Genomic DNA, 22,374 nt, shown 5'->3' on the forward strand with positions numbered 1-22,374 from the left:
GTAACCCGTTACATGTTGCGCATTAAAATCTCGTACTTTCCCTTCGCCTCACTGTAATTGCTACTTGATCAACGTGATGTTCGTCTCCCTCCTCATATAAATTGAGTAGTTTCGATACAGCAAGCTCACCTATACGGTATGCCGATTGGTCTATTGTTGTAATTTGAGGAAATGTCATTTTTGCAAATGGTATGTCATCATAGCCAACAAGTTGTATCTCATTCGGCACTTTAAATCCATGTTGTTGAATAACACCTAATATTTTAATCGCAATTAAATCATTACTACATATAATGCTATCGATATGATTTTGCCGTATTTGTTTAATAAATTGTGCTTCGTCATCTATTTGGTCTTCTTCACAACGGCAATATGACACATTATGTTGGTTGAGTACTGTTTCTACACCATTCACGCGTGAATGGAATGCACGTACATTTAAATCAGAATGCACGATTAATACATGCTGTGCCTGTCCTTCAATGATTAATTGAGCTTGGAGTTGGCCACCTTCAAAATGATTTGTTGAAATCCCTTTATTGCCATCATGAATGCGATCAACAAATACAAATGGAATACCATATGAATGAAGTGTATTTTCAATTACATTTTCATTTAGTGCTGTTGAAATCATACCCGTACAATTGTGTGCTACAAATGTAGAAAGATAATTTTTCGCTTTATCAATATCGTTATCGCTATTACCTATCAATACTTGGTAACCGTGTGCTAAAGCGACATCTTCTACTCCACGAGCAATAAGTGTGAAAAACGGATTACTAATATCTGGAAGCAATAATCCTATCATTTTAGATTTTCGCTTATACAGCGTACGTGCCGCTTCATTCGGTTGATAATTCAGCTCGCTAATCGCACTTTCAATTTGTGCTCTTGTTTGTGCTTTTACGTAACCATTATTATTGATTGCTCTAGAGACAGTTGCTACTGAGCATCCTGCCAATTGAGCTACTTCTTTTATAGTTGCCAATGCAATCACCTCAATTTGTGTAACCGCTTTCATATTACCACACCTTTTTATAATTTAATAGAACAATCATATGTTCTATTTATTAGATTAATTTTCTGTAGAGATATTTGCAGTTTTTTTAAATAAAAAACGGTATTCTTTTAACTTTAGAATACCGCTCTTACATATCAATGCCTTTATCAAATTATATGTAATGTCGTTCAATACTAAGACTATTGATCTAGTTATATTAAATAGCAAAATTACCACATTGTACTTTTTAACGATTACCGGTTACTTGATCAATACTTTCTATCCCCTTAATTTCACCATTTTGACCTACATAAACTTTTACCGAAAATTTATTATTAGGATTATCATCATAAATCATTGTATTTTTTTCGTAGTTTATTGTTCTTGTACCATGTACTTGTCTAAATTGTTGGACATTCACGTCTTCCGGTATGATAAAGAAGCGGCTCACTTTATGATTCGTGTAGTGAACCCCAATGTTACCGTATTTAACAACTTTCACACCGGCCATATCAATTGTTTGCTCACTTTTACCAAATTCAGCTTCTATTTTATCTTTGTGCATGCCCTTTGATACTTTATGATAACCATGTCTTGTATCATGATTCATGAAATCTGTGCTAAATTGCTGCGCTAACACATCTATTTTCGGCGGATGACCGTTACTTTTTTCTTTATTGTGCTCGTTACTCTGAGAAACTTGTTTTGTCCCTTTATAATTAGAATTAAGAGATTGGTATAAAAACGTGCCAGCAACAATTAATGCAATGACTAATAAGGCTAAGATAATACTAATTATGATTTTCTTCATTTTAATACGCCCCAATATTTTTAATTTATTTTATATCTTACTACAAATGATGAACTGATTGAATCTATTTTTAATATTAAATAATTATAATGCAATCTTATTTTTAGCGAGCGTTCCACTCTTAGTGAGTAGTAATAATACAATTAAATTTTAAAAGGAAATTATGTAGATAAAATGTCATTTTTTATTTGAATAATCTTACTTCCCATCATTGAAAGCGTTTTCTGATGATGATATATTATAATTATACCTTAACAAAGGGGTAACGAGAAATTCATATATAGTTAGAGTCAAATGATATTTAGAACAGTTCTACCAGTTAGTTTATTTAAAGTAGTTAATAACTTCTCCAGATATTAACTACAGAAACCATTAAACACTTTTAAACTCCTTAAAAAAGCAACCAACACATAAACGTGTGTTGGTTGCTTTTATATTTATTACTTCTTATTTATGCTTTCTAATTACACGCATCACTTTTAACATACTAAGCCATAATGAATGATGTTTTCTATAAACTAAAAATCTCGGTTCCCAAATAGGATTAAATTTCTCTTTGTATCTTCTGAGACCTTGAAATCTATACAAACCATTAAAATGCTCAAACACTCTACCTGCGATTCTCTCTCCATAAAATGAGAACGGCACTTGCCCTACATTAGATAATGTAGCCATACCCATGTTAAAGTGCTCATAATTATGCGCCTTTGCCCATAACAACATATTCAAATATAAACCATCCATTAAAGGTAACTTACTATCTGGCTTCCAACGAATTAAATCTACAGAAAGTGTTGCTTTGTAATACGTAGGCATAAAGGTACAAAATGCGATGATAGCTTCATTTTTATCTTTAATGACTGCTATAGGTGCTTGCGATAAATAATGCTCATTAAAGCTACCTACAGAAAAATGCATTTCATTTCTTTCTGCTAGCCAATCGTCACTAATGTTTTTCAACTCCGCAAGTAATTCGGGTGAAAACGATGGTTCTAAAACTTCAAAAGTTAGATTAAAATCATCAAACTTATTTAATGTTGCACGTAAGCCACGTTTCTTTTTACCTGATGTAGTAAATGTAGTTAAATCTATAACCGCTTCTTCACCTAACTTGAAAAATTGATTGCCAAAATCATGGTAAAGTGACATATATTTATCACTTACTTGATAAAAAATCACATCGTATCCTAAGTATTGCGCTTCACGGTAAAACGTCTCTAATAATTCATGAAATGATTCTGGATTGCCTACTGGGTCACCTAATACAATATATGCACTGTATTTATAACGATACATAATAAAGGCATCTTCTTTTTCATTGATAAAATAATACTTATCTCCACTGTATATTAAATGGCTTAAATAGTTACCGCCATATTGCGCTATGATTGCTTCGCACATTGCAATATTATTACTTCTATTCTTTACTCTATAACGATACTCAAACCACCAGACGATTACACCCACAATAATAGCAACGAGTAAAATCGTAAACCAGAAATAATACCTTAATATTGAACTGTCCATTTCCAAATGATAAATATCTAATGTATAGAATGTACCATCTATAACAATATGATTAGTATACAAAATAAGTGAACCTACAGCGACACTTAACCATAACCTTGTATATCTAAATGGTCTTTTAATTGTATTCGAACGTCTATAAAATACCAATAGTAGGACAAACATAACTGCAAGCCAACTCAGTAGTATAAAAGAAGCATAAGTATAGGCTGTAACAATAAATATTAAACTAATCGAAATCATTGAAAATAAAATAGCACGTTTAGATAGATGATATACACCAATTATATTTAATAATAAAAGTAAACATGCCGATGTATGCACTGATACGATAATGTAATAAATATAATGATTAGGATCATATAAACCATCATATATAATCGTCATGTTATTTAAAAAAGATATTAAGCTTGTATACATCAGTAATACCGCAATTGCAAACGACGGTACTCTTGCAATAATATCTTTTTGATACGATGCTACAAGTGATGTCATATCTTTCACTGGTAACATAAGCTTTGAATCTTCCCAATAGCGTTTTGCAGTACTCTTGAATTCAAATGTAGAAAGAATCAGCGCGATTAACACTGGGAATAAATAATAAGCAAAACGATAGAGTAATAATGCTAAAACAATTTCTTCTTCCGGTACATTTAAGCTTTTCAAACCTAATAAGACGACTAAATCAAATGTTCCAAATCCACCAGGGATAAAACTAATCAAACCTGATAATGACGCAATAATAAAAATACCAATAAATGTCGTAAATGGTATGTGGATGCCTACAATGACTAAAGCCATATATAATACAAATGAAGCTATCATCCATTCAACACCAGAAACAACTGTGCAATAAACACCAAGTAATTTATGTGATTGTTTAACTGGTTTTATATAAGTTATTATAATAAATATTGGTAAAAATAGCGCCACAATATACAATAACCAACGAATCCACGGAAAAGGACTAAATATATGCGTCACGTCAAATACTTGAATCACTACAAGGATAGACAGTAAACTAAGTCCTGTTAACATTGATATTAAAACAATAGAGATTGTATGCACTAACGCCTTTTTATCATCGGTTGCATTCTTGTACAATAAGAAACGTACACTTGCACCAATAAAACCTCCAAATCCTACGACAGCATTAAGTGCATTTACAATATAACCAATACGAATGGTTTTCAATAAAGAGAGTTTCAACTTTAACGTTTTTACTAAGAGGACATCATAAAGTGATAATACAATAATAGATAAACCACCACTTAAGAATAAAGCCACTAACCATACTCTATTAATATCCCCAAATGATTTTACTGTTTCTTTAAGATTAATATGTGAGAGTTCTTTATATAATGTGAAAACAACAAAAATAAATAATGTAACTGCAAATACTATTTTTAATATAGAAAATAATTTAATTCTTAATTCCTTAGACATATTTTCACTTCTCTTTTCAGTGTTTCTATTGTGTCATAAAAAATATAGCACAACACTAAAATATAATAAATAAATTTTTAATGATATCTATATAACATAATTGTTAGGTGGCTTTCATTTAAATCATTTATACGATGCACACTAGACTAAAATAATACTAAAACTTGTTTTCGTATAAAAAAAGAGCGTGAATAAGAAATCAAAAACTGATTTCCTATCCCCACTCTATAAGACTGACTATAACATGTAATACAGGAACTTGAAAAAAACTTTATTTAGGTATCAGATAGCTACTGTGCAATCTAATTGAAGATACGTTAATATTAACGAATTTCTTCTTCTGATGAAGTTTGATACTCACCTGCATCTTGACCATAATATTTATTATATCTACGTTTATACATAGAATATAAGTGTGAAATAAGCACTTTCAAAATAGCGTAAGCTGGTATACCTAAAATAACACCAACTACACCGAGTATGTTACCCGCACTTAACAAGATGAAAATAATTGTTAGTGGATGTATTTTCAGTGTTTTACCCATTACATTCGGTGAAATAAAGTGCCCTTCAATAAATTGTACAGCCGTCCACACGACAATTAATTTCAATAACATAATTGGCGAAGTAATTAATGCAATGATAATTGCAGGTGAAATAGCAATCGTAGGACCAATATAAGGTACTACACTCGTTACAGCTGCAATAGATGCTAAGATTAAACTATAATCTAATCCGATAATACTATAACCAATAAATAATAGAATTCCAATACAGAACGAAACAACAATTTGTCCTTGGATATAAGAACCTACTTGAACACTCATTTTGTCTAATAAATCATGAAAATCTTTTCTGAATTTTGGTGGCATTAATTTTGTAGAAAAATCTTTAAAACGATAACCATCTTTTAACATAAAGAATAATACAAATGGTGTTGTTGCAATTACTACACCAACATTGACTAATGCTTCAGCAAAATTCTTAACTTTAGATCCAAAACCATTAAAATAATCAGAAACCATACTTGGTAATTTTTTGGCTAAAGTATCAAGTTGATCTTGAATCTGCGTATAGAAATTAGATATCACAGAAAATTTAGTAAGACTATCAATAAATTGATTCACTTTATCGACATAGTATGGGAAATTATTACCAAAACTTTTGAATTGAGACCCAATCACTGGGATAAGTAGATTAATTGCCAATGATATTACACCAACGATGAGTAGGAATAAAATGATAACGCCCCAAACTCTTGGAATATTATATCGTTCCATTAAATTAACTACCGGGTTAAATAAATAATAGAGAATAATTGAAACAATGATAGGTGCTGCAAGCGTATTAAATACGATAATAAATGGTTTGAAAATGTAAGAAACTTGATCAAATATAAAAATTGAGAAACCTACTAATATTAAAATCAACAAACCAAAAAGTAAATCTTTACCGCCTAAAAACTTCATGAAGCGGGTTTCTGGAAAACTCAGTTTCAATTTATCTTTTCCACTCTTTTTTTCTTGCTTTATATTTTCTTCATTCGACATATACTCACCATACCTTAATTTGATTCTAAATTATAATTTCACATTAAAATGATACAAAATGTAGTACAAAACTACGAACGTAAAATATGTTAATGTGTTGTCGATTTATTTGCTAATATTAATATTAACACATTCGTCATCTTCCAAACATATATTTTACCACATTATATATTGTAAGAATCTTTTCGAGAAATTATACACATAAATAAAAGACAACATTACTTTCATTATTTTTGTACTACTACATCTTTTAATAAAAAAGAACAAACCAAACATGATGATTTGCTTGGTTTGCCTAGACGTTAATAGATTCTACAATAATGCGAAAGCACTAAATTATTAATTTAAAGTAGGTTCATTTTCACGAACTGGTTCTTCGGTAATAACTTTATTTTTATTAGTCTTCTTTTTGGGAATCGGAACGATATAATTGCCATAAGGTAATTTGCCAATTAAGTATACTAATAATACTGATAGTGCAACTGCTGCAATAAAGACGCTCACCAATTTACTTTGTGGTGCTATGTTCTCTACAATTGGTAATCTTTTCACAAACTGTATGGCAACATAATGGACTAAGTAAATCCCCATTGAATAGTTACCAATTACAGTTAACGTATTTAATACAACTTTATTTTTCTTAACATGCTCATACATGTAATTAAGAAAAACGATAAAGAAAGGAATATAAATGATGTTCGAAATTGTGATTGAACTATTGAGATTTTCTAAATCAATACTGATAAGTAAATCTATAAATAATATTGCAATAATTATAGAAAGCAGCGTCTTATACTTAAATATCAATTCTTTTATTTCATTATAATATTTAGCATATACAATACCTAGCATAAAGAATGAAATCCAATTCAAAATAAACAGTTTATCATTAACAAAGCGTTCGACGCCTCCGCCACCCAATGAAATTGGCTGAATGATGATCCAAACAACGTTGACAATGGTCGCTAAAATGAAAACCGATATGATTGGCCAACCTTTTTTAAATTTATGCACAAATGGAAAAAGAAAATAAAATTGAATGACAGTCAAAATAAAGTATAAATGAAAATTAGCTTTACCATAAACGAAATAGTTAATTAACTTACCGTCGTCCTCAAGGTTATGTAAAAAATATTCTCTATATAACAAATAAAAAATCGTCCAAATTATGTAAGGGATAAAGATTTTACTAAATCTAGATTTCATAAAGTAATTTAAACTAAATCCTCTATTAATAACTGATATAGTCAATAAAAAAGCACTAATAACAGCAAATATAGGCGTCCCTAATCTAGCCATTTGATTGATATATCCTAAAGCGTCAGAAGTAAATTCGCCTGTTGAAGCTGAATAACCAATACTATTGACTGTATGAATTGCTACAACTAACATAGCCGCTACTGCTCTTATAATAGGCACTTCATCATAATACTTCACGTAACTGTAGCCCCCTACTCATAATTAACCTGAAGACTAAGTCTATAATGTTCATCATAAGCTGTAAACCTTGTTGGCGCTGAAATTTTAAATCTTAATACATTATTATATGTTATTTAATATTGTCTAAATACTCTTTACATTTCAACCTTTTTAAAAAGTAAAATTACTTTTTATCTAAATTATAAATTAAAATAACAAAATTCTTTAATTTAGTTTGTGAGTTTTAAAAATAACACCTAGTCATTTGAAATGACTAGGTGTTATTAGCAGTATTAACTGGGTCATATAATAAGTTTAATACATAAGTTTATATCATTGTTCGATTTCGTAATTAATTAAATTATGTTTGATCTGACGGCTTATCAACCATAAAATGATAAACATGTAATGTTAAATAAATGACCTCTGCCTCATATACAGTAACATTCAGTTCTTGTTGCAACATTTTCATTATTTTCAAGGCGATATTAAAACACAAAGGATACTGCGTTTTTAATAATTCTTCAAACGCACTTGTTTTTTGTAATACTTCTCCTTTATTTAATCTTCTTATTAAAAATTGAATGTGTCTAATAAACCGTTGATATTGAACTGTTTCTTTATCTATTGTATGTTTCAAATCATGCTCTAAAATAAAGATACTTTTATTAATTAATTCATTTATCTTTTCCATCTCACGTATGGACATTGTATCAGTATTAGAAGCAATATGTAATGCGATAAAACCAATCTCATCTTCTGGAAAATTCACTTCTAAAACATGGTTTAATCGTTCAATTACTTTTTCTGCTATTTCATATGCCTCACCATATAATTGCTTTGTTTCCATTACGAATGGATTATTAATTAATTGGTTTTGTTTCATACGCTTATAAGCAAAAATAATGTGATCTGTTAACGATACAACCAATTTTTGATTATCTATTTTCATTACCGAATTGGTAATAATATTTACTGCGTCGATCACGGCTTGTATCAAGTTATCATCAGCTAATTCAACCAATGTTTTATAATGATCTTGTTGTGATTTTTGATCTAATATATATAATTTTTCAATGGATTGGTTTTCATGTAATGTCATTCCAATCTTTTTATTAAAACCAATGCCTTTTGCAATTAATACATATTCTTGCATTTCATTAGTACAAATAATTACATTGTTATTTAAAACCTTTGTAATAAGGTAAGAACTCATGTCACTCATCCTTCTTATTATGTCAATAAGCATTATATAGTGAAAAATAGAAAAATGAAAGTAGTAAAGCGCTTTTCTATTAATTTTATAGTATTATTACATAAAAAAACTATGTATTTTCATTTTATAGAAAATACATAGTTACTCACTTTATATCATTATTTCTTTTTCATGCCCCAGCTTTCAATGCCAAATAAATTAATTTCTAATTCTTCTGGTTTAAAGATAGGTTTTTTGCCTGCTTTACGTTGACGTTGGTAATCATTCATAACTGCAAACGCAATATTAGATAATCCTATAATTGCCACTAAGTTGACGATCGCCATTAAGCCCATAAATACATCGGCTGTACCCCAAACGGTTTCCGTTTTAATTACTGCACCCACGAATACAAGTACAACAACTAAACATCTAAAAATAAATAATAATGTTTTGTTTTTTGATAAAAATTCAATATTCGATTGTCCATAGTAATAGTTTCCTACCACAGATGAAAAGGCAAATAATGATATTGCTACTGTTAAGAAAATACCACCAGCACTACCTAAATGTTCATTAAGTGCAGATTGTGTTACTGCAACGCCTTGAGCTGCATTTTCACCAAATTCTAATCCTGTATACAATAAAATCATAATCGCAGTTGCTGTACAAACAAGCATTGTATCAAAGAATACACCTAACGATTGAATTAAACCTTGTTTTACAGGGTGAGGAACGGCTGCTGTTGCGGCAGCATTAGGCGCAGAACCCATACCTGCTTCATTGGAGAACAAACCACGTTTAATACCTTGTAAAATTGCTGCACCAACTGCACCACCAGTCGCCTGTTCAAATCCAAAGGCGCTCGTAACAATCGTAGTAATCATCGGAATAATTTGATCATAATTGATAATCAGAATAACAAATACGAGACCAATATATATGACTGCCATAAATGGTACGATGACTGATGATATTTTAGCAATACTACGGACACCACCAAAAATAATAATACCTGTTAGTACTGCTAAAATAATACCTGTTACAACAGGGCTTATGCTATATTGTGTTTTTAATGATTCAGCGATTGTATTAGATTGCACAGTATTAAACACAAATGCAAATGTCACTGTAATTAATATGGCAAATAAAATACCTAGCCATTTTTGATTTAAACCTTTAGTTATGTAATAAGCTGGTCCCCCACGGAAACCCCCATCTTCATCAGGCACTTTATATACCTGCGCTAAAGTAGCTTCTATAAAAGCACTTGCCGCACCAATCAAAGCGATAACCCACATCCAGAACACAGCGCCTGGTCCACCTAAAACAATTGCAGTAGCCACACCTGCGATATTACCAGTACCGACACGAGATCCCGCGCTTATTGCAAAAGCTTGGAATGGTGAGATACCTTTCTTACCACTATCTAGTGTTTCGGGTTTTTCGCCAATGGCACGAAACATTTCTGGAATCCATCTTAATTGAACAAATTTAGAACTAATAGTAAAGTATAAACCTGCTGTTATTAGTAGCCCAATTAGGTATTGCGACCAGATTAAATCATTCCCGACTTGAACAAAAGTTTTGAACCAATCTGGAATTAAACTATCAAAATTACTCAATTTAATCCCTCTCATCTATATAATTTGAATTTTATAGCAAAATCAAGAGATTTATAGTTATTTCATGTACATATTAATAATCAAAATGCATATGTGCACATGAAAGTGAGCGAAAGTTTAACAGTGTTAAGCTAAAAGCCTTGCACTATCATGTCTTGCTCCACTATAAATCTCTTGGTTTTATTTTTTATTGCACCTAAAAGGTATTTTATCACTATATAGTTGTATTTACTAACAGTTTTTTCAATTTATATTATTTAACAACTAAACTTTCTACTTCGCCAAAGTCATTAATATCTACTATAAAACTACCGTTCGTATATTGTTCTGATAAATGAATATCTTTAATATCGCCAGTTTCTTGTTGTTTATTTGAATAGATTGTATATTGCTTTTGTCCTGGTTGGACAACTTCGGCAGCTACAATACGATGTGGTGCTTTCTTAAGTTCCTTCAACAATGTAAGTCCACGTTGTGCACGTTTTGCTGTTTGCAATACTTTAAATCCTATACGTTTTAATGAACCTCTTTGCGTAGCCATTAGAATTGAATCCTTTTCAGAAATCAATTGTGTAAGCACTGCATAATCCTCATCTTTTAAGTTAATAGATTTAACGCCAGCTGCTCTTAAACCAGTATCAGAAAGTTCATCACTACTATATGTTAATGACATACCTTTATGTGTAAGTACTGTAATCAGTTGTGGCTCTTCTATGCGCATGACATTAATAATTTCATCATCCGTTTTTAACTTCATTGATACTAATGGTTTATTAAAGCGTGAAGTTTTGAACATAGAAACATTACTTTTCTTAATCATGCCATCACGTGTAGCAAGAACATAAAATGCTTCAGGTTTAAAGTCACGTTCACAAAAGACATCTATAACATGTTCACCTTCATCAATAGGTACGATTTGCGATACGTGTTGACCTAAATCTTTCCATTTGATCTCTGATAATTTATGCACTGGAATATACAAGTAACGTCCTTTATTAGTAAATACAAGTGCTGTATCTAAAGTATTAACTTCTTGATATTTCAACAACTCGTCGCCTTCTTTGACACCAACTTCTTCAGCGCCACTTGCGTTAAAACTACGTAAAGAAGTACGTTTGATATAACCATGTTTTGTGACACTCATGATTACAGTTTCACTTGGTATCATAACTTCTTTGTCAATTTTGATTTCTGTAATTTCCGCTTCAATTGAAGACAAACGTTTTTGTTTATAGCGATTTCTTATTTCAGTTAACTCTTCTTTAATAACATTTAATAAGGCATCATGATTATCTAAGATATTTCTTAAAGCTTCGATAGTCTTTTTCAATTCATCATGTTCATTTTGAAGTTCAACAATATCTGTATTTGTAAGTCGATACAATTGCAACGTCACAATTGCTTCAGCCTGAGCATCACTAAAATCATATTCCGCTACTAAATTATTTTTAGCATCTTTTTTGTTTTTAGAACTTCTAATGAGTTTTATGACCTCATCCAAAATAGAGAGTGCCTTCATTAAACCTTCTACAATATGCATTCTACTTTCAGCATGGTTTAATTCATAGCGCGTACGTTTCGTTACAACATCAATTTGGTGATTGATATAGCTGTCAATAAATTGACGTATACCCATAAGTATAGGACGTCCATCACTAATCGCAACCATATTAAAGTTATATGCAACTTGTAAATCAGTATTTTTGTATAAGAAGTTCGCTACCGCTTCACTATTTACGTCTTTCTTCAATTCAATTGCTATACGTAAACCAGTTCGGTCTGTTTCATCACGTACTTCAACAATACCGTCTACTTTTTTATCTGCACGTAACTCATCCATTTTTTTAACTAGTGAACTTTTATTCACTTCATATGGTACTTCGGTAACGATAAGCTCTTTTCTGCCATTTCTTAGTTCTTCTAATTCTACTTTAGAACGGACAATAATTTTACCTTTACCTGTTTCATAAGCTTTCTTGATACCGTCAATACCTTGGATAATACCACCAGTAGGAAAATCTGGTCCTTTAATATATTTCATCAACTGGCTCACTGTAATATCAGGATTGTCAATATATTTAAGCGTTGCTTGTATTACTTCTGCCAAGTTATGCGGTGGTATATCTGTTGCATAACCTGCAGATATACCGGTACTACCATTAATCAATAAATGAGGTAACCTTGCTGGTAATACCATAGGCTCCATTGTTGTGTCATCATAGTTCGGCATAAATGGCACTGTTTCTTTATTAATATCTCTTAATAATTCTTCTGAGATACGACTTAATTTAGCTTCCGTATAACGCATAGCTGCAGCCGGATCATTATCAATACTACCATTGTTCCCTTGCATTTCGATTAATACATGGCGTAATTTCCATTCTTGACTCAGTCGAACCATTGCGTCGTATACAGAGGAATCACCATGTGGATGATATTGTCCAATGACATCACCGACAGTTTTAGCACTTTTACGGAAATTTCTATCATACGTATTTCCACTTGAATACATTGCATATAAAATACGTCTTTGAACAGGTTTGAGCCCATCACGAACGTCTGGCAATGCACGTTCTTGAATGATGTATTTACTGTACCTACCGAATCGATCGCCAATAACATCTTCTAGCGATAAATCTTGAATTATTTCACTCAATTTATTTCCTCCTCATCGGGGTTTTCCTGTTCTAGAATTTGAATTTCATTATTATCCAAAATACTTTGTTCTTGTTGTAAGCCAAATTCAACATTTTTTTCAATCCATTCACGTCGTGGTGCTACTTTATCACCCATTAACGTTGTAACACGTTTAGAAGAACGCAATTCATCTTCAATTTGTACTCTAATTAATGTTCGCGTTTCAGGATTCATTGTTGTTTCCCACAATTGATCAGCGTTCATTTCACCCAGACCTTTATAACGTTGTAATGTAAAGCCTTTACCTAATTTATCTTGTAATTGCTCTAATTCTTCGTCAGTCCAAGCATACTCAATTTTTCTCGAAGCACCTTTACCTTTTTCTAATTTATATAAAGGAGGTAGCGCAATAAATACTCTTCCAGCTTCTACTAAAGGTTTCATATACTTAAAGAAGAATGTTAATAACAATACTTGGATATGTGCGCCATCGGTATCAGCATCTGTCATGATAATGATTCGATTATAATTGCTATCTTCAATCTTAAATTCATTACCGACACCTGCACCAATTGTATGGATAATTGTGTTGATTTCTTCATTTTTGAATATATCATCAAGTTTAGCTTTCTCTGTGTTTATTACTTTACCTCTTAGCGGTAATATAGCTTGATACTTACGATCTCTTCCTAATTTAGCAGAACCACCTGCTGAGTCACCCTCTACTAGGTATATTTCTTTCTTCTCAGTATTTTTACTTTGTGCAGGTGTTAACTTCCCTGAAAGCAATGTATCTTTACGTTTGTTTTTCTTGCCTGAGCGTGCATCTTCTCTTGCTTTACGTGCTGCTTCTCTCGCTTGTTGAGCTTTCAGTGCTTTTTTCACTAGAGATTTAGATAATTGCCCTTTTTCTTCTAAATAATACGGCAATTTGTCAGACACAACAGAATCAACTGCACTTCTAGCTTCTGGAGTACCCAATTTAGACTTGGTTTGGCCCTCGAATTGAAGTAATTCTTCCGGAATACGTAATGATATAATTGCTGTAAGTCCTTCTCTTATATCATTACCATCTAGATTCTTGTCTTTCTCTTTTAATTCGTTAATACGTCGTGCATAGTCATTAAACACACGAGTCATAGCTGATTTAAATCCAACTTCATGCGTGCCGCCATCTTTAGTACGTACATTATTAACGAAACTCAAGATACCTTCTGAATATTGATCGTTGTATTGAAATGCTACTTCTACTTCAATTTTATTCGCTTCACCTGAAAAATTAGCGACTTCGTGTAATACTTCTTTGCCTTCATTAACATAACTCACAAATTCTTTAATGCCATCTTCATAGTGGTAAACATCTTCACGTTCTTTACCAGCTCTTAAATCTCTAAGCGTGATTTTTAGGCTTTTAAGTAAAAAAGCCGACTCTTGCAATCTTTCACTTAACATATCGTAATTAAATGAAGTTGCTGCTTTGAAAATTTCAGGATCCGGTTTAAACGTTACTTTCGTCCCTGTTCTTTTTGTTTTACCGTGTTTTTCAAGTCCTGATGATGGTTTACCGCCATTTTTAAAACTTTGGGTATATATCGTACCATCTCTATAGATTTCAACCTCTAACCATTCACTTAGCGCATTGACAACTGATGCACCTACGCCGTGTAAACCACCTGAAGTCTTATATCCCCCTTGTCCAAACTTACCGCCTGCGTGAAGTACCGTGAAAATGACTTGAACTGTAGGCTTCCCTGATGTGTGGATACCTGTGGGCATGCCTCGTCCATTATCTTCTATAGTAATACTTTCATCTTTATTGATAGTTACTATAATTTCACTACCAAAACCGTTTAATACTTCATCGACGGAATTATCGACAACTTCATACACTAGATGATGTAATCCACGTTTATCGGTAGAACCAATATACATACCAGGTCTTTTTCTTACGGCCTCTAACCCCTCAAGAACCTGAATGGAATCATCCGAATAGTTATTTTGTTTATTCATTGCCAATCGTTTCGCCCTCCTACAAACATACGTTCGTTTTTAAAACTATACATTAGTTATTCTTATATAAATCTGGATAAATTGCAAGCACCAAATCAATTTTCAAAAAATAATTCATTTCTATATGAAAATTTTTATTCGTCTTATTATGGTCTTATATGGTAAAATAATTTTAATGTCATTAAAGGATGTGGATTATATATGATGATGATTATAATCATGTTGATACTAAGTTACCTCATTGGTGCATTTCCAAGTGGCTATGTAATAGGGAAATTATTTTATAAAAAAGATATCAGACAATTTGGTAGTGGCAACACTGGCGCGACAAATAGCTTTAGAGTATTAGGTAAACCAGCAGGATTCCTAGTTACTTTCTTAGACATATTTAAAGGTTTCATTGTTGTCTTCTTCCCACTATGGTTACCTGTCAGTGCAGAAGGTCCTATTAGTTCATTTTTCACAAATGGATTAATCGTTGGTGCTTTCGCAATTTTAGGTCATGTATATCCAGTTTACCTTGGATTCAAAGGCGGTAAAGCCGTTGCTACAAGTGCTGGCGTTATACTCGGTATGAATCCTATCTTATTAATTATATTAGCAGCTATTTTCTTTATAATATTGAAGTTAACAAAATATGTTTCGCTTTCAAGTATTATTGCGTCAATCTGTTGTCTTATTGGTGCTGTACTCATTCGAGACATCATCTTGGTTATCGTTAGCATCGGTGTGGTTGTATTACTAATCATTAGACACCGTTCTAATATTGTAAGAATATTCAAAGGTGAAGAACCTAAAATAAAATGGATGTAACTATTACACAAGTCACTATGTAAACAATCAAGTAATTAAAAAAAGCTAGAGGACATCATTGTCTCCAGCTTTTTATTTTTAGCTTAAGACCCCTAACATCCACATACGAAGAAGTAATTTCTCCGATCACTTTAAAACATCATTACTTCTATTATACTACTAATGTAGCGCTTTAACATAGATTTTCGCTATTTCACATATGTCTAAATTGTTTTTAAATAATTTTCTAATAATTTATGCTATAATATCTTTAGTATTACTCAAAACGGGTAATGTATATAATACTAATTTTTAGATTAGTGACTAACTATCATAAGTTAAGCACTTGTGAACCGAAAGGAGACTTTTATTATGGAAATAGAACTTTCAAATAATGCAGTGTCTTGGTTTAAAGAGGAACTTGAATTACCCGAAGGTGACAAAGTCTTACAATTTTTCGTTCGTTATGGTGGAGAATTCCAGTTAAAACAAGGATTTAGCCCTGCCTTTAGCGTAGACAAAAAAGATGAAGTTGAAATTGGTTACGAAAACAATTACGAAGGTTTAGACGTTGTAATCGCTGAAAAAGATTTATGGTATTTCAAAGATGATAATTTATTCATCGATATAAATGATAGCGTTGACGAGATTTCATATACTACAAAATAATATATAGTTAAATTATTTTGAACTTAAGTTAATGTACAATAGTGTTGATTATTATCTTTCTTCTATATAATATTGCTTACACAATTGTATTGAAACTATTATATTCAAATGATTTACTATTAGTATAATTAAGCAAGGTTTCGAGATAAAGCATTAAAGTTAAATAAGAAAAAGGATGATTTCTATTAAATACTATAGAAATCATCCTTTTTTATTTGTCTTGTCATGTATCATTTCATTAATACTTAACCCAAAACATTATTAAGTTTAACACCTCATACAAGCTCTAACGTTTCGCCTGCTTTATTTCTTTGATCAATATCAAGATAAGCTGTGTGCCACTCTGGGAAATACTTGTCTAGTCTAATAGGCTTAAAGTCTTCTTTTTTAATACAGGTTAAAGTAGTAGACCCTGTAGTCGCTAGCTCGCCTACTTCATTAAAAACTTCATAACGATAGACATATCTCAACCTAGAATATTTATCTACCCAAGTCTTAATTGTTACCTTTTCTGGATAAGTGATAGATTTAATATATTTAATGTCTATATCTGTTACAGGTGAGATAATACCCGCATCTTCCATGTCTTTATAACTGAAGCCTAATTTAGAGATATAATCTGTACGTGCGACTTCGAACCAAGTAGGATAATTACCATGATAAATCACTCCCATTTGGTCAGTCTCTTGATAACGTGATTCTATTTTTGTCATACTGTAAATCATTTTACGTCCTCTTTTCAAATACACATAGTCAATTATTACACATTAAATATTCACATAAAAAAGGGAGCAGGACAGAAATCAACGTTTGATCTCATTTTCCCACCCCCACAAGACTGATTAGATAAAGAAATACAAGTGCTTAAGCTCTTGAATAAGAACTTAAAACAAGTGAATTTATATATCAGACAGTTACTGTGTAATCTTTAAGTTATTAATTACTAGCTAATTTTTTTCTTAGTACAAGTTGTAAGATACCACCATGACGGTAATAATCCATTTCCACATTGGAATCAAAACGTGCAACTGCTTCAAATTCAATGACTTTACCATTTTCTTTTTTAGCTTGCACTTTAACTAAATCATGAGGTTTAACATTTTCATCAATATCAACTGAAATAACTTCAGTTCCATCGATGCCTAAACTTTCTGAAGACTCTCCGTCTTTAAATTGTAAAGGTAATACACCCATCATAACTAAGTTTGAACGGTGAATACGTTCGTAACTTTGAGCAATAACTGTTTTAACACCTAATAGATTTGTACCTTTAGCTGCCCAGTCACGTGAAGAACCCATGCCGTAGTCATTACCTGCTAATACTACTAAACCAGTGCCATCTTCTTTATATTTCATTGCTGCATCGTATATTGGCATTTGTTCACCTGTTGGCCAATATGTTGTGAACCCGCCTTCTGTACCTGGAGCCAATTCGTTTTTAATACGAATATTAGCAAAAGTACCACGGACCATAACTTCATGGTTACCACGACGTGAACCATATGAGTTAAATTGACGAATTGGAACATCGTGATCCAATAAGTATTTACCTGCTGGTGTGTCTTTACCAATAGCACCTGCTGGCGAAATATGATCAGTTGTTACTGAATCTCCAAATTTACCCATAACACGTAAGTTCTTAAGTGATTCAATTGTTCCTGGCTCTTTAGATAAGCCTTGGAAGAATGAAGGGTTTTGAATGTAAGTAGATTCAGAATCGAAATCATATAATGGTTTATCTGTAACATCGATTTCGTTCCACATTTCATTATTGTTGAATACCGTTGCATATTCTTCTTTGAACAATTCAGGTGTAACGACATTATCTACAGTATCAGAAACTTCTTTAATTGTAGGCCAAATGTCTTTTAGATATACATCTTCGCCATCTTTGCCTTTCCCTAGAGGTTCATTTTGTAAATCGATATTTACTGTACCTGCTAAAGCATAAGCAACAACTAATTGTGGTGAAGCTAAGTAGTTACCTTTAACTAAAGGATGGATACGTCCTTCAAAGTTACGGTTACCTGATAATACAGATGTAACTAATAAATCTTCTTCTGCTATAGCTTTTTCAATTTCTTCTAGTAATGGGCCAGAGTTACCAATACAAGTTGTACAACCATAACCTACAAGATTGAATCCAAGTTTATCAAGATAATCATTTAATCCTGAATCATTTAAATAACCTGTTACAACTTTTGAACCAGGCGCTAATGAAGTTTTAACGTATTCTGGAACTTCTAAACCTTTTTCAACTGCTTTTTTAGCAACAAGTCCAGCACCTAACATTACATATGGGTTAGAAGTGTTTGTACATGATGTAATCGCAGCAATAGCTAAGTCACCAGTTTTCATTGTTGTACTTGAACCGTCTTTAAATTCAATATCAACAGTTTTATCAAATTCGCTTTCATCAAATCCGTGACCTTGGTTACCTGCTGGTGCAGTAACTGATTTTTGGAATTCAGATTTCATATCACTTAAGGCAATTAAATCTTGAGGACGTTTTGGTCCTGCTAATGAAGCTTCAACAGTTGATAAATCTAATTCAACAACTTTAGTATATTCTGGTTCGTCTTCTTCTACGGTGAAGAACATGCTGTTTTCTTGTAAATATTTTTTCACAAGTTGGATTTGATCCTCAGAACGACCTGTTAAGCGCATATATTTTAATGCTTCTTCATCGACTGGGAAGAAACCACAAGTCGCACCATATTCTGGAGCCATGTTTGCGATTGTTGCACGGTCTGCTAATGGTAAATGTTGTACACCTGGACCAAAGAATTCCACAAACTTGCCAACTACGCCTTGTTTACGTAACTCTTGAGTCACTCGTAAAGCTAAATCTGTAGCTGTTGCACCTTGTGGTAATGCGTTAGATAATCTAACACCAATTACTTCAGGAATTGGGAAGTATGAAGGTTGACCAAGCATTCCGGCTTCAGCTTCGATACCACCTACGCCCCAACCTAATACACCAAGACCATTAATCATTGTCGTATGTGAGTCCGTACCAACTAATGTGTCAGGAAATGCTACTGTTTCACCATCTACTTCACGAGCATGAACAACATTTGCTAAATACTCTAAGTTAACTTGGTGAACGATACCAGTTGCTGGTGGCACTGCACTGTAGTTGTTAAATGCTTTAGTAGCCCAATTTAAAAATTGATAACGTTCGTAGTTTCTTTCAAACTCTAATTTCATATTACGTTCTAATGCATCTGGGTTTGCATAACTATCAACTTGAACCGAGTGGTCAATAACTAAATCTACTGGTACTTCTGGATTGATTTTATCCAAATCTCCACCTACATCATTCATTGCTTTACGTAATGATGCTAAGTCTACAACAGCAGGAACCCCTGTGAAATCTTGTAGAATAACACGTGAAGGTTTAAATGGTACTTCGCCTTCTGTGCCTTTAGTGAAATCAGATAATGCTTTGATGTGTTCATCAGTGATTACAAAACCATCTTCTTGTCTTAAAACAGACTCTAGTAATACTCTTATTGAGTACGGTAATTTTGATACTTTCGTTAAACCTTGTTCTTCTAACGTGTTTAAATCATAAAACGTATATGATTTTCCGTTAAGCTCAAACGATTTTTTCGCTTGTTGTTTGATATTAGAAGCCATAAAAATCCCCCTTGAAATTTATATTGATTATATGCCGTTATCTGAATTGTATAATTAAATGCAACTTAAAACAACTACATAAGACTAGAAACCTATATAATTTAGATTTGATTTTTCAATCAGTATGTATAAGTATAACTTATCACGCTATGATTGTGTAATAAGTTAATGTTATCAATTGAGAATCATTATCAGCTATATTTAATTTTATATACATTTCTTTTTACTATTTTACATAGTTCTATTTACTTATATTTTTTATTTATATTAAATGCTTTAACATTAGCCGCTCATACTCAATACTTAATCTTTTTGCGCACAAAAAAACTGGGGATCCATTAGGATTCCCCAGTTAGTTCACATTATTTTTCGTTTTTTTCATTGTCTCTTAATGGTTTACGTCTTTCAATAATGTCATCTTCATAATCGTCTTCTTGATGTTGTACATAATCTTGCAATCTATGTTTGTTAGGTGCCAATGTTAAGCCTAAGAACTTACGCTCTTTGTTCGCATCTTTGTAGAATGAAACCATCATCATTATAACTACAAAGGAGAACGGTAAGGCACTTATAATGGCGGCACTCTGAATCGCATTCAGGGCTTGTGCGCCATCACCACCACCAGCAAATAATAATACGAAAGCAATTAATGACTGTGCGATACCCCAAGTGACTTTAACGTAATTCGAAGGATTTAATGAACCATATGTTGTTTGCATTCCTAATACAAATGTCGCTGAGTCAGCTGATGTAATAAAGAATGAAGCAATTAATACCAATGCAATTATTGATAATATAATGCCCATAGGTATTTCGTTAAATACAGCAAAGAGTTGTGTTTCTACAGTCATGTCGAATATTTCAGGATTTTTCTTACCAGTTTCAATACCTAGTACACCAAATACACTGAACCAAACGAAACTTACTAATGCAGGTACTAAGAGCACACCAGCGATAAATTCGCGGATAGAACGTCCTTTAGATACACGTGCAATAAATATACCTACGAATGGACTCCAGCTTAACCACCAGCCCCAATAGTAAAGTGTCCAACTAGACATCCATTCATTTTTTTGAGGGTTTAAAGCTGCTGTATCAAATGAATTAAATAAGAATGTGTTCAATAGACTACCTGTTGAACTTGTCATCATATTTAAAATTAATACTGTTGGCCCAATAATTAGTACAGCTACCATCAATATTAAACCTAAACTAATATTTAGGTTACTTAAATATTGGATACCTTTACTTAATCCAGACCAAGCACTCATAAGGAATAATATTGTTACAACTAATATGATAAGTCCTTGTATCCATATATTAGTTGGGACGCCAAATAAGTAATTCAAACCACCATTGATTTGTAATGCACCCATACCAAGTGATACGGCCACACCTACAACAGTAGCAAATACTGCTAATACATCAATCATTGTCCCGATAGGACCTTCTACTTTATCGCCTAAGATAGGACGTAAAGTTCTAGAAATAAGTCCTGGTTCACCTTTTCTAAATTGAGCATACGCAAGCGCTAATGCTACTACGCCATAAATTGCCCATGCGTGGAATCCCCAGTGGAAGAATGTTGCGCGTAAACCTTCAGTATACGCTTCAGTTGTTTTTGGATCTGCAGTTGGTGGGGCAGCAAAGTTAGCCATTGGTTCAGCCGCACCATAGAATACAAGTCCAATCCCCATACCAGCACTAAATAACATTGCAAACCATGAAATCGTATTAAACTCTGGCTTGTCATTTGGTTTACCTAGTTTCAGTTTACCAATAGGACTAAATATTAGGAAAACACAGAAGAAAACAATGAGCGTTGTAAGTATTAAATAATACCATCCAAGTTTGTCCGTTATCCATAGTTTGATTGTATTCGTAACAGTGTCAAACTGTTCTGGTAGAAATGCACCAATAAGTACTACAATCGCTACGATAATCGCACTATAGATAAAAACTGGAGATATCTTCTTACCGCTAGGTTGGTTGTTAGAAGAATTCATAAATAATAACTCCCTTTCTCATCTTATTTAATTTTTAAAAAACCT

The 22,374-nt window shown here is 32.4% G+C and carries 14 protein-coding genes; 2 read left to right on the forward strand and 12 right to left on the reverse strand.

Going from position 1 to position 22,374, the window contains the following annotated elements; genetic code table 11:
* Positions 1–22: 22 nt before the first annotated feature.
* The 9 genes from AOB58_RS03005 to parE all read right to left on the reverse strand — a co-directional run bounded on the left by AOB58_RS03005 (position 23) and on the right by parE (position 15,220).
* On the reverse strand, positions 23–1,021 hold the full coding sequence (locus AOB58_RS03005; protein ID WP_021338804.1) for a LacI family DNA-binding transcriptional regulator: 999 nt from the start codon (positions 1,019–1,021) through the stop codon (positions 23–25).
* Positions 1,022–1,247: 226 nt separating this feature from the next.
* Positions 1,248–1,811, reverse strand: coding sequence for a hypothetical protein (locus tag AOB58_RS03010; protein WP_021338803.1), 564 nt, complete (start codon positions 1,809–1,811; stop codon positions 1,248–1,250).
* A gap of 447 nt (positions 1,812–2,258) precedes the next feature.
* Positions 2,259–4,784 (reverse strand): bifunctional lysylphosphatidylglycerol flippase/synthetase MprF, encoded by a 2,526-nt coding sequence (gene mprF / locus AOB58_RS03015; protein WP_021338802.1) that lies wholly within the window; start codon positions 4,782–4,784, stop codon positions 2,259–2,261.
* 323 nt (positions 4,785–5,107) lie between these two features.
* Complete coding sequence (locus tag AOB58_RS03020) at positions 5,108–6,334, reverse strand: AI-2E family transporter (protein WP_064782946.1); 1,227 nt, start codon at positions 6,332–6,334, stop codon at positions 5,108–5,110.
* Positions 6,335–6,673: 339 nt separating this feature from the next.
* Positions 6,674–7,771, reverse strand: coding sequence for an acyltransferase family protein (locus tag AOB58_RS03025; RefSeq protein WP_021338801.1), 1,098 nt, complete (start codon positions 7,769–7,771; stop codon positions 6,674–6,676).
* Positions 7,772–8,114: 343 nt separating this feature from the next.
* Entirely contained in the window at positions 8,115–8,969 is an 855-nt protein-coding gene (gene glcT / locus AOB58_RS03030) for a glucose PTS transporter transcription antiterminator GlcT (RefSeq protein WP_021338800.1), read from the reverse strand.
* A 158-nt stretch (positions 8,970–9,127) separates the two neighbouring features.
* The gene (locus tag AOB58_RS03035) at positions 9,128–10,573 is read right to left on the reverse strand and encodes a glutamine transporter AlsT (RefSeq protein ID WP_002507688.1); all 1,446 of its coding nucleotides are present in this window, start codon (positions 10,571–10,573) and stop codon (positions 9,128–9,130) included.
* A gap of 253 nt (positions 10,574–10,826) precedes the next feature.
* Positions 10,827–13,229 (reverse strand): DNA topoisomerase IV subunit A, encoded by a 2,403-nt coding sequence (gene parC, locus AOB58_RS03040; RefSeq protein ID WP_021338799.1) that lies wholly within the window; start codon positions 13,227–13,229, stop codon positions 10,827–10,829.
* On the reverse strand, positions 13,226–15,220 hold the full coding sequence (gene parE / locus AOB58_RS03045; RefSeq protein ID WP_031265907.1) for a DNA topoisomerase IV subunit B: 1,995 nt from the start codon (positions 15,218–15,220) through the stop codon (positions 13,226–13,228). Before parE ends, parC begins: the two co-directional genes overlap by 4 nt.
* A 204-nt stretch (positions 15,221–15,424) precedes the next feature.
* Between parE and plsY the strand changes: the two genes are divergently transcribed.
* The gene (plsY, locus tag AOB58_RS03050) at positions 15,425–16,033 is read left to right on the forward strand and encodes a glycerol-3-phosphate 1-O-acyltransferase PlsY (protein WP_031265905.1); all 609 of its coding nucleotides are present in this window, start codon (positions 15,425–15,427) and stop codon (positions 16,031–16,033) included.
* Between the two features lie 351 nt (positions 16,034–16,384).
* Entirely contained in the window at positions 16,385–16,681 is a 297-nt protein-coding gene (locus AOB58_RS03055) for a HesB/YadR/YfhF family protein (protein ID WP_002507692.1), read from the forward strand.
* A gap of 275 nt (positions 16,682–16,956) precedes the next feature.
* Here the strand turns inward: AOB58_RS03055 and menI are convergent, their stop codons facing one another.
* The 3 genes from menI to AOB58_RS03070 all read right to left on the reverse strand — a co-directional run bounded on the left by menI (position 16,957) and on the right by AOB58_RS03070 (position 22,329).
* Complete coding sequence (gene menI, locus AOB58_RS03060) at positions 16,957–17,406, reverse strand: 1,4-dihydroxy-2-naphthoyl-CoA hydrolase MenI (protein ID WP_064782947.1); 450 nt, start codon at positions 17,404–17,406, stop codon at positions 16,957–16,959.
* A 211-nt stretch (positions 17,407–17,617) separates the two neighbouring features.
* A complete protein-coding gene (gene acnA, locus AOB58_RS03065; protein WP_021338797.1) occupies positions 17,618–20,323 on the reverse strand; it encodes an aconitate hydratase AcnA in 2,706 nt (901 codons plus the stop codon).
* 362 nt (positions 20,324–20,685) lie between these two features.
* A complete protein-coding gene (locus tag AOB58_RS03070; protein ID WP_021338796.1) occupies positions 20,686–22,329 on the reverse strand; it encodes a glycine betaine uptake BCCT transporter in 1,644 nt (547 codons plus the stop codon).
* Positions 22,330–22,374 lie beyond the last annotated feature (45 nt).

It is taken from the genome of Staphylococcus sp. AntiMn-1 (assembly GCF_001663395.1).
Classification (GTDB): Bacteria; Bacillota; Bacilli; order Staphylococcales; family Staphylococcaceae; genus Staphylococcus; species Staphylococcus equorum.

What these genes read in the sequence shown, in the direction of transcription:
- AOB58_RS03005 (WP_021338804.1), bottom strand. Translation starts at nt 1,021, where the DNA reads ATGAAAGCGGTTACACAAATTGAGGTGATTGCATTGGCAACTATAAAA.
- AOB58_RS03010 (WP_021338803.1), bottom strand. Translation starts at nt 1,811, where the DNA reads ATGAAGAAAATCATAATTAGTATTATCTTAGCCTTATTAGTCATTGCA.
- mprF (WP_021338802.1), bottom strand. Translation starts at nt 4,784, where the DNA reads ATGTCTAAGGAATTAAGAATTAAATTATTTTCTATATTAAAAATAGTA.
- AOB58_RS03020 (WP_064782946.1), bottom strand. Translation starts at nt 6,334, where the DNA reads ATGTCGAATGAAGAAAATATAAAGCAAGAAAAAAAGAGTGGAAAAGAT.
- glcT (WP_021338800.1), bottom strand. Translation starts at nt 8,969, where the DNA reads ATGAGTTCTTACCTTATTACAAAGGTTTTAAATAACAATGTAATTATT.
- parE (WP_031265907.1), bottom strand. Translation starts at nt 15,220, where the DNA reads ATGAATAAACAAAATAACTATTCGGATGATTCCATTCAGGTTCTTGAG.
- plsY (WP_031265905.1), top strand. Translation starts at nt 15,425, where the DNA reads ATGATGATTATAATCATGTTGATACTAAGTTACCTCATTGGTGCATTT.
- AOB58_RS03055 (WP_002507692.1), top strand. Translation starts at nt 16,385, where the DNA reads ATGGAAATAGAACTTTCAAATAATGCAGTGTCTTGGTTTAAAGAGGAA.
- menI (WP_064782947.1), bottom strand. Translation starts at nt 17,406, where the DNA reads ATGATTTACAGTATGACAAAAATAGAATCACGTTATCAAGAGACTGAC.
- acnA (WP_021338797.1), bottom strand. Translation starts at nt 20,323, where the DNA reads ATGGCTTCTAATATCAAACAACAAGCGAAAAAATCGTTTGAGCTTAAC.
- AOB58_RS03070 (WP_021338796.1), bottom strand. Translation starts at nt 22,329, where the DNA reads ATGAATTCTTCTAACAACCAACCTAGCGGTAAGAAGATATCTCCAGTT.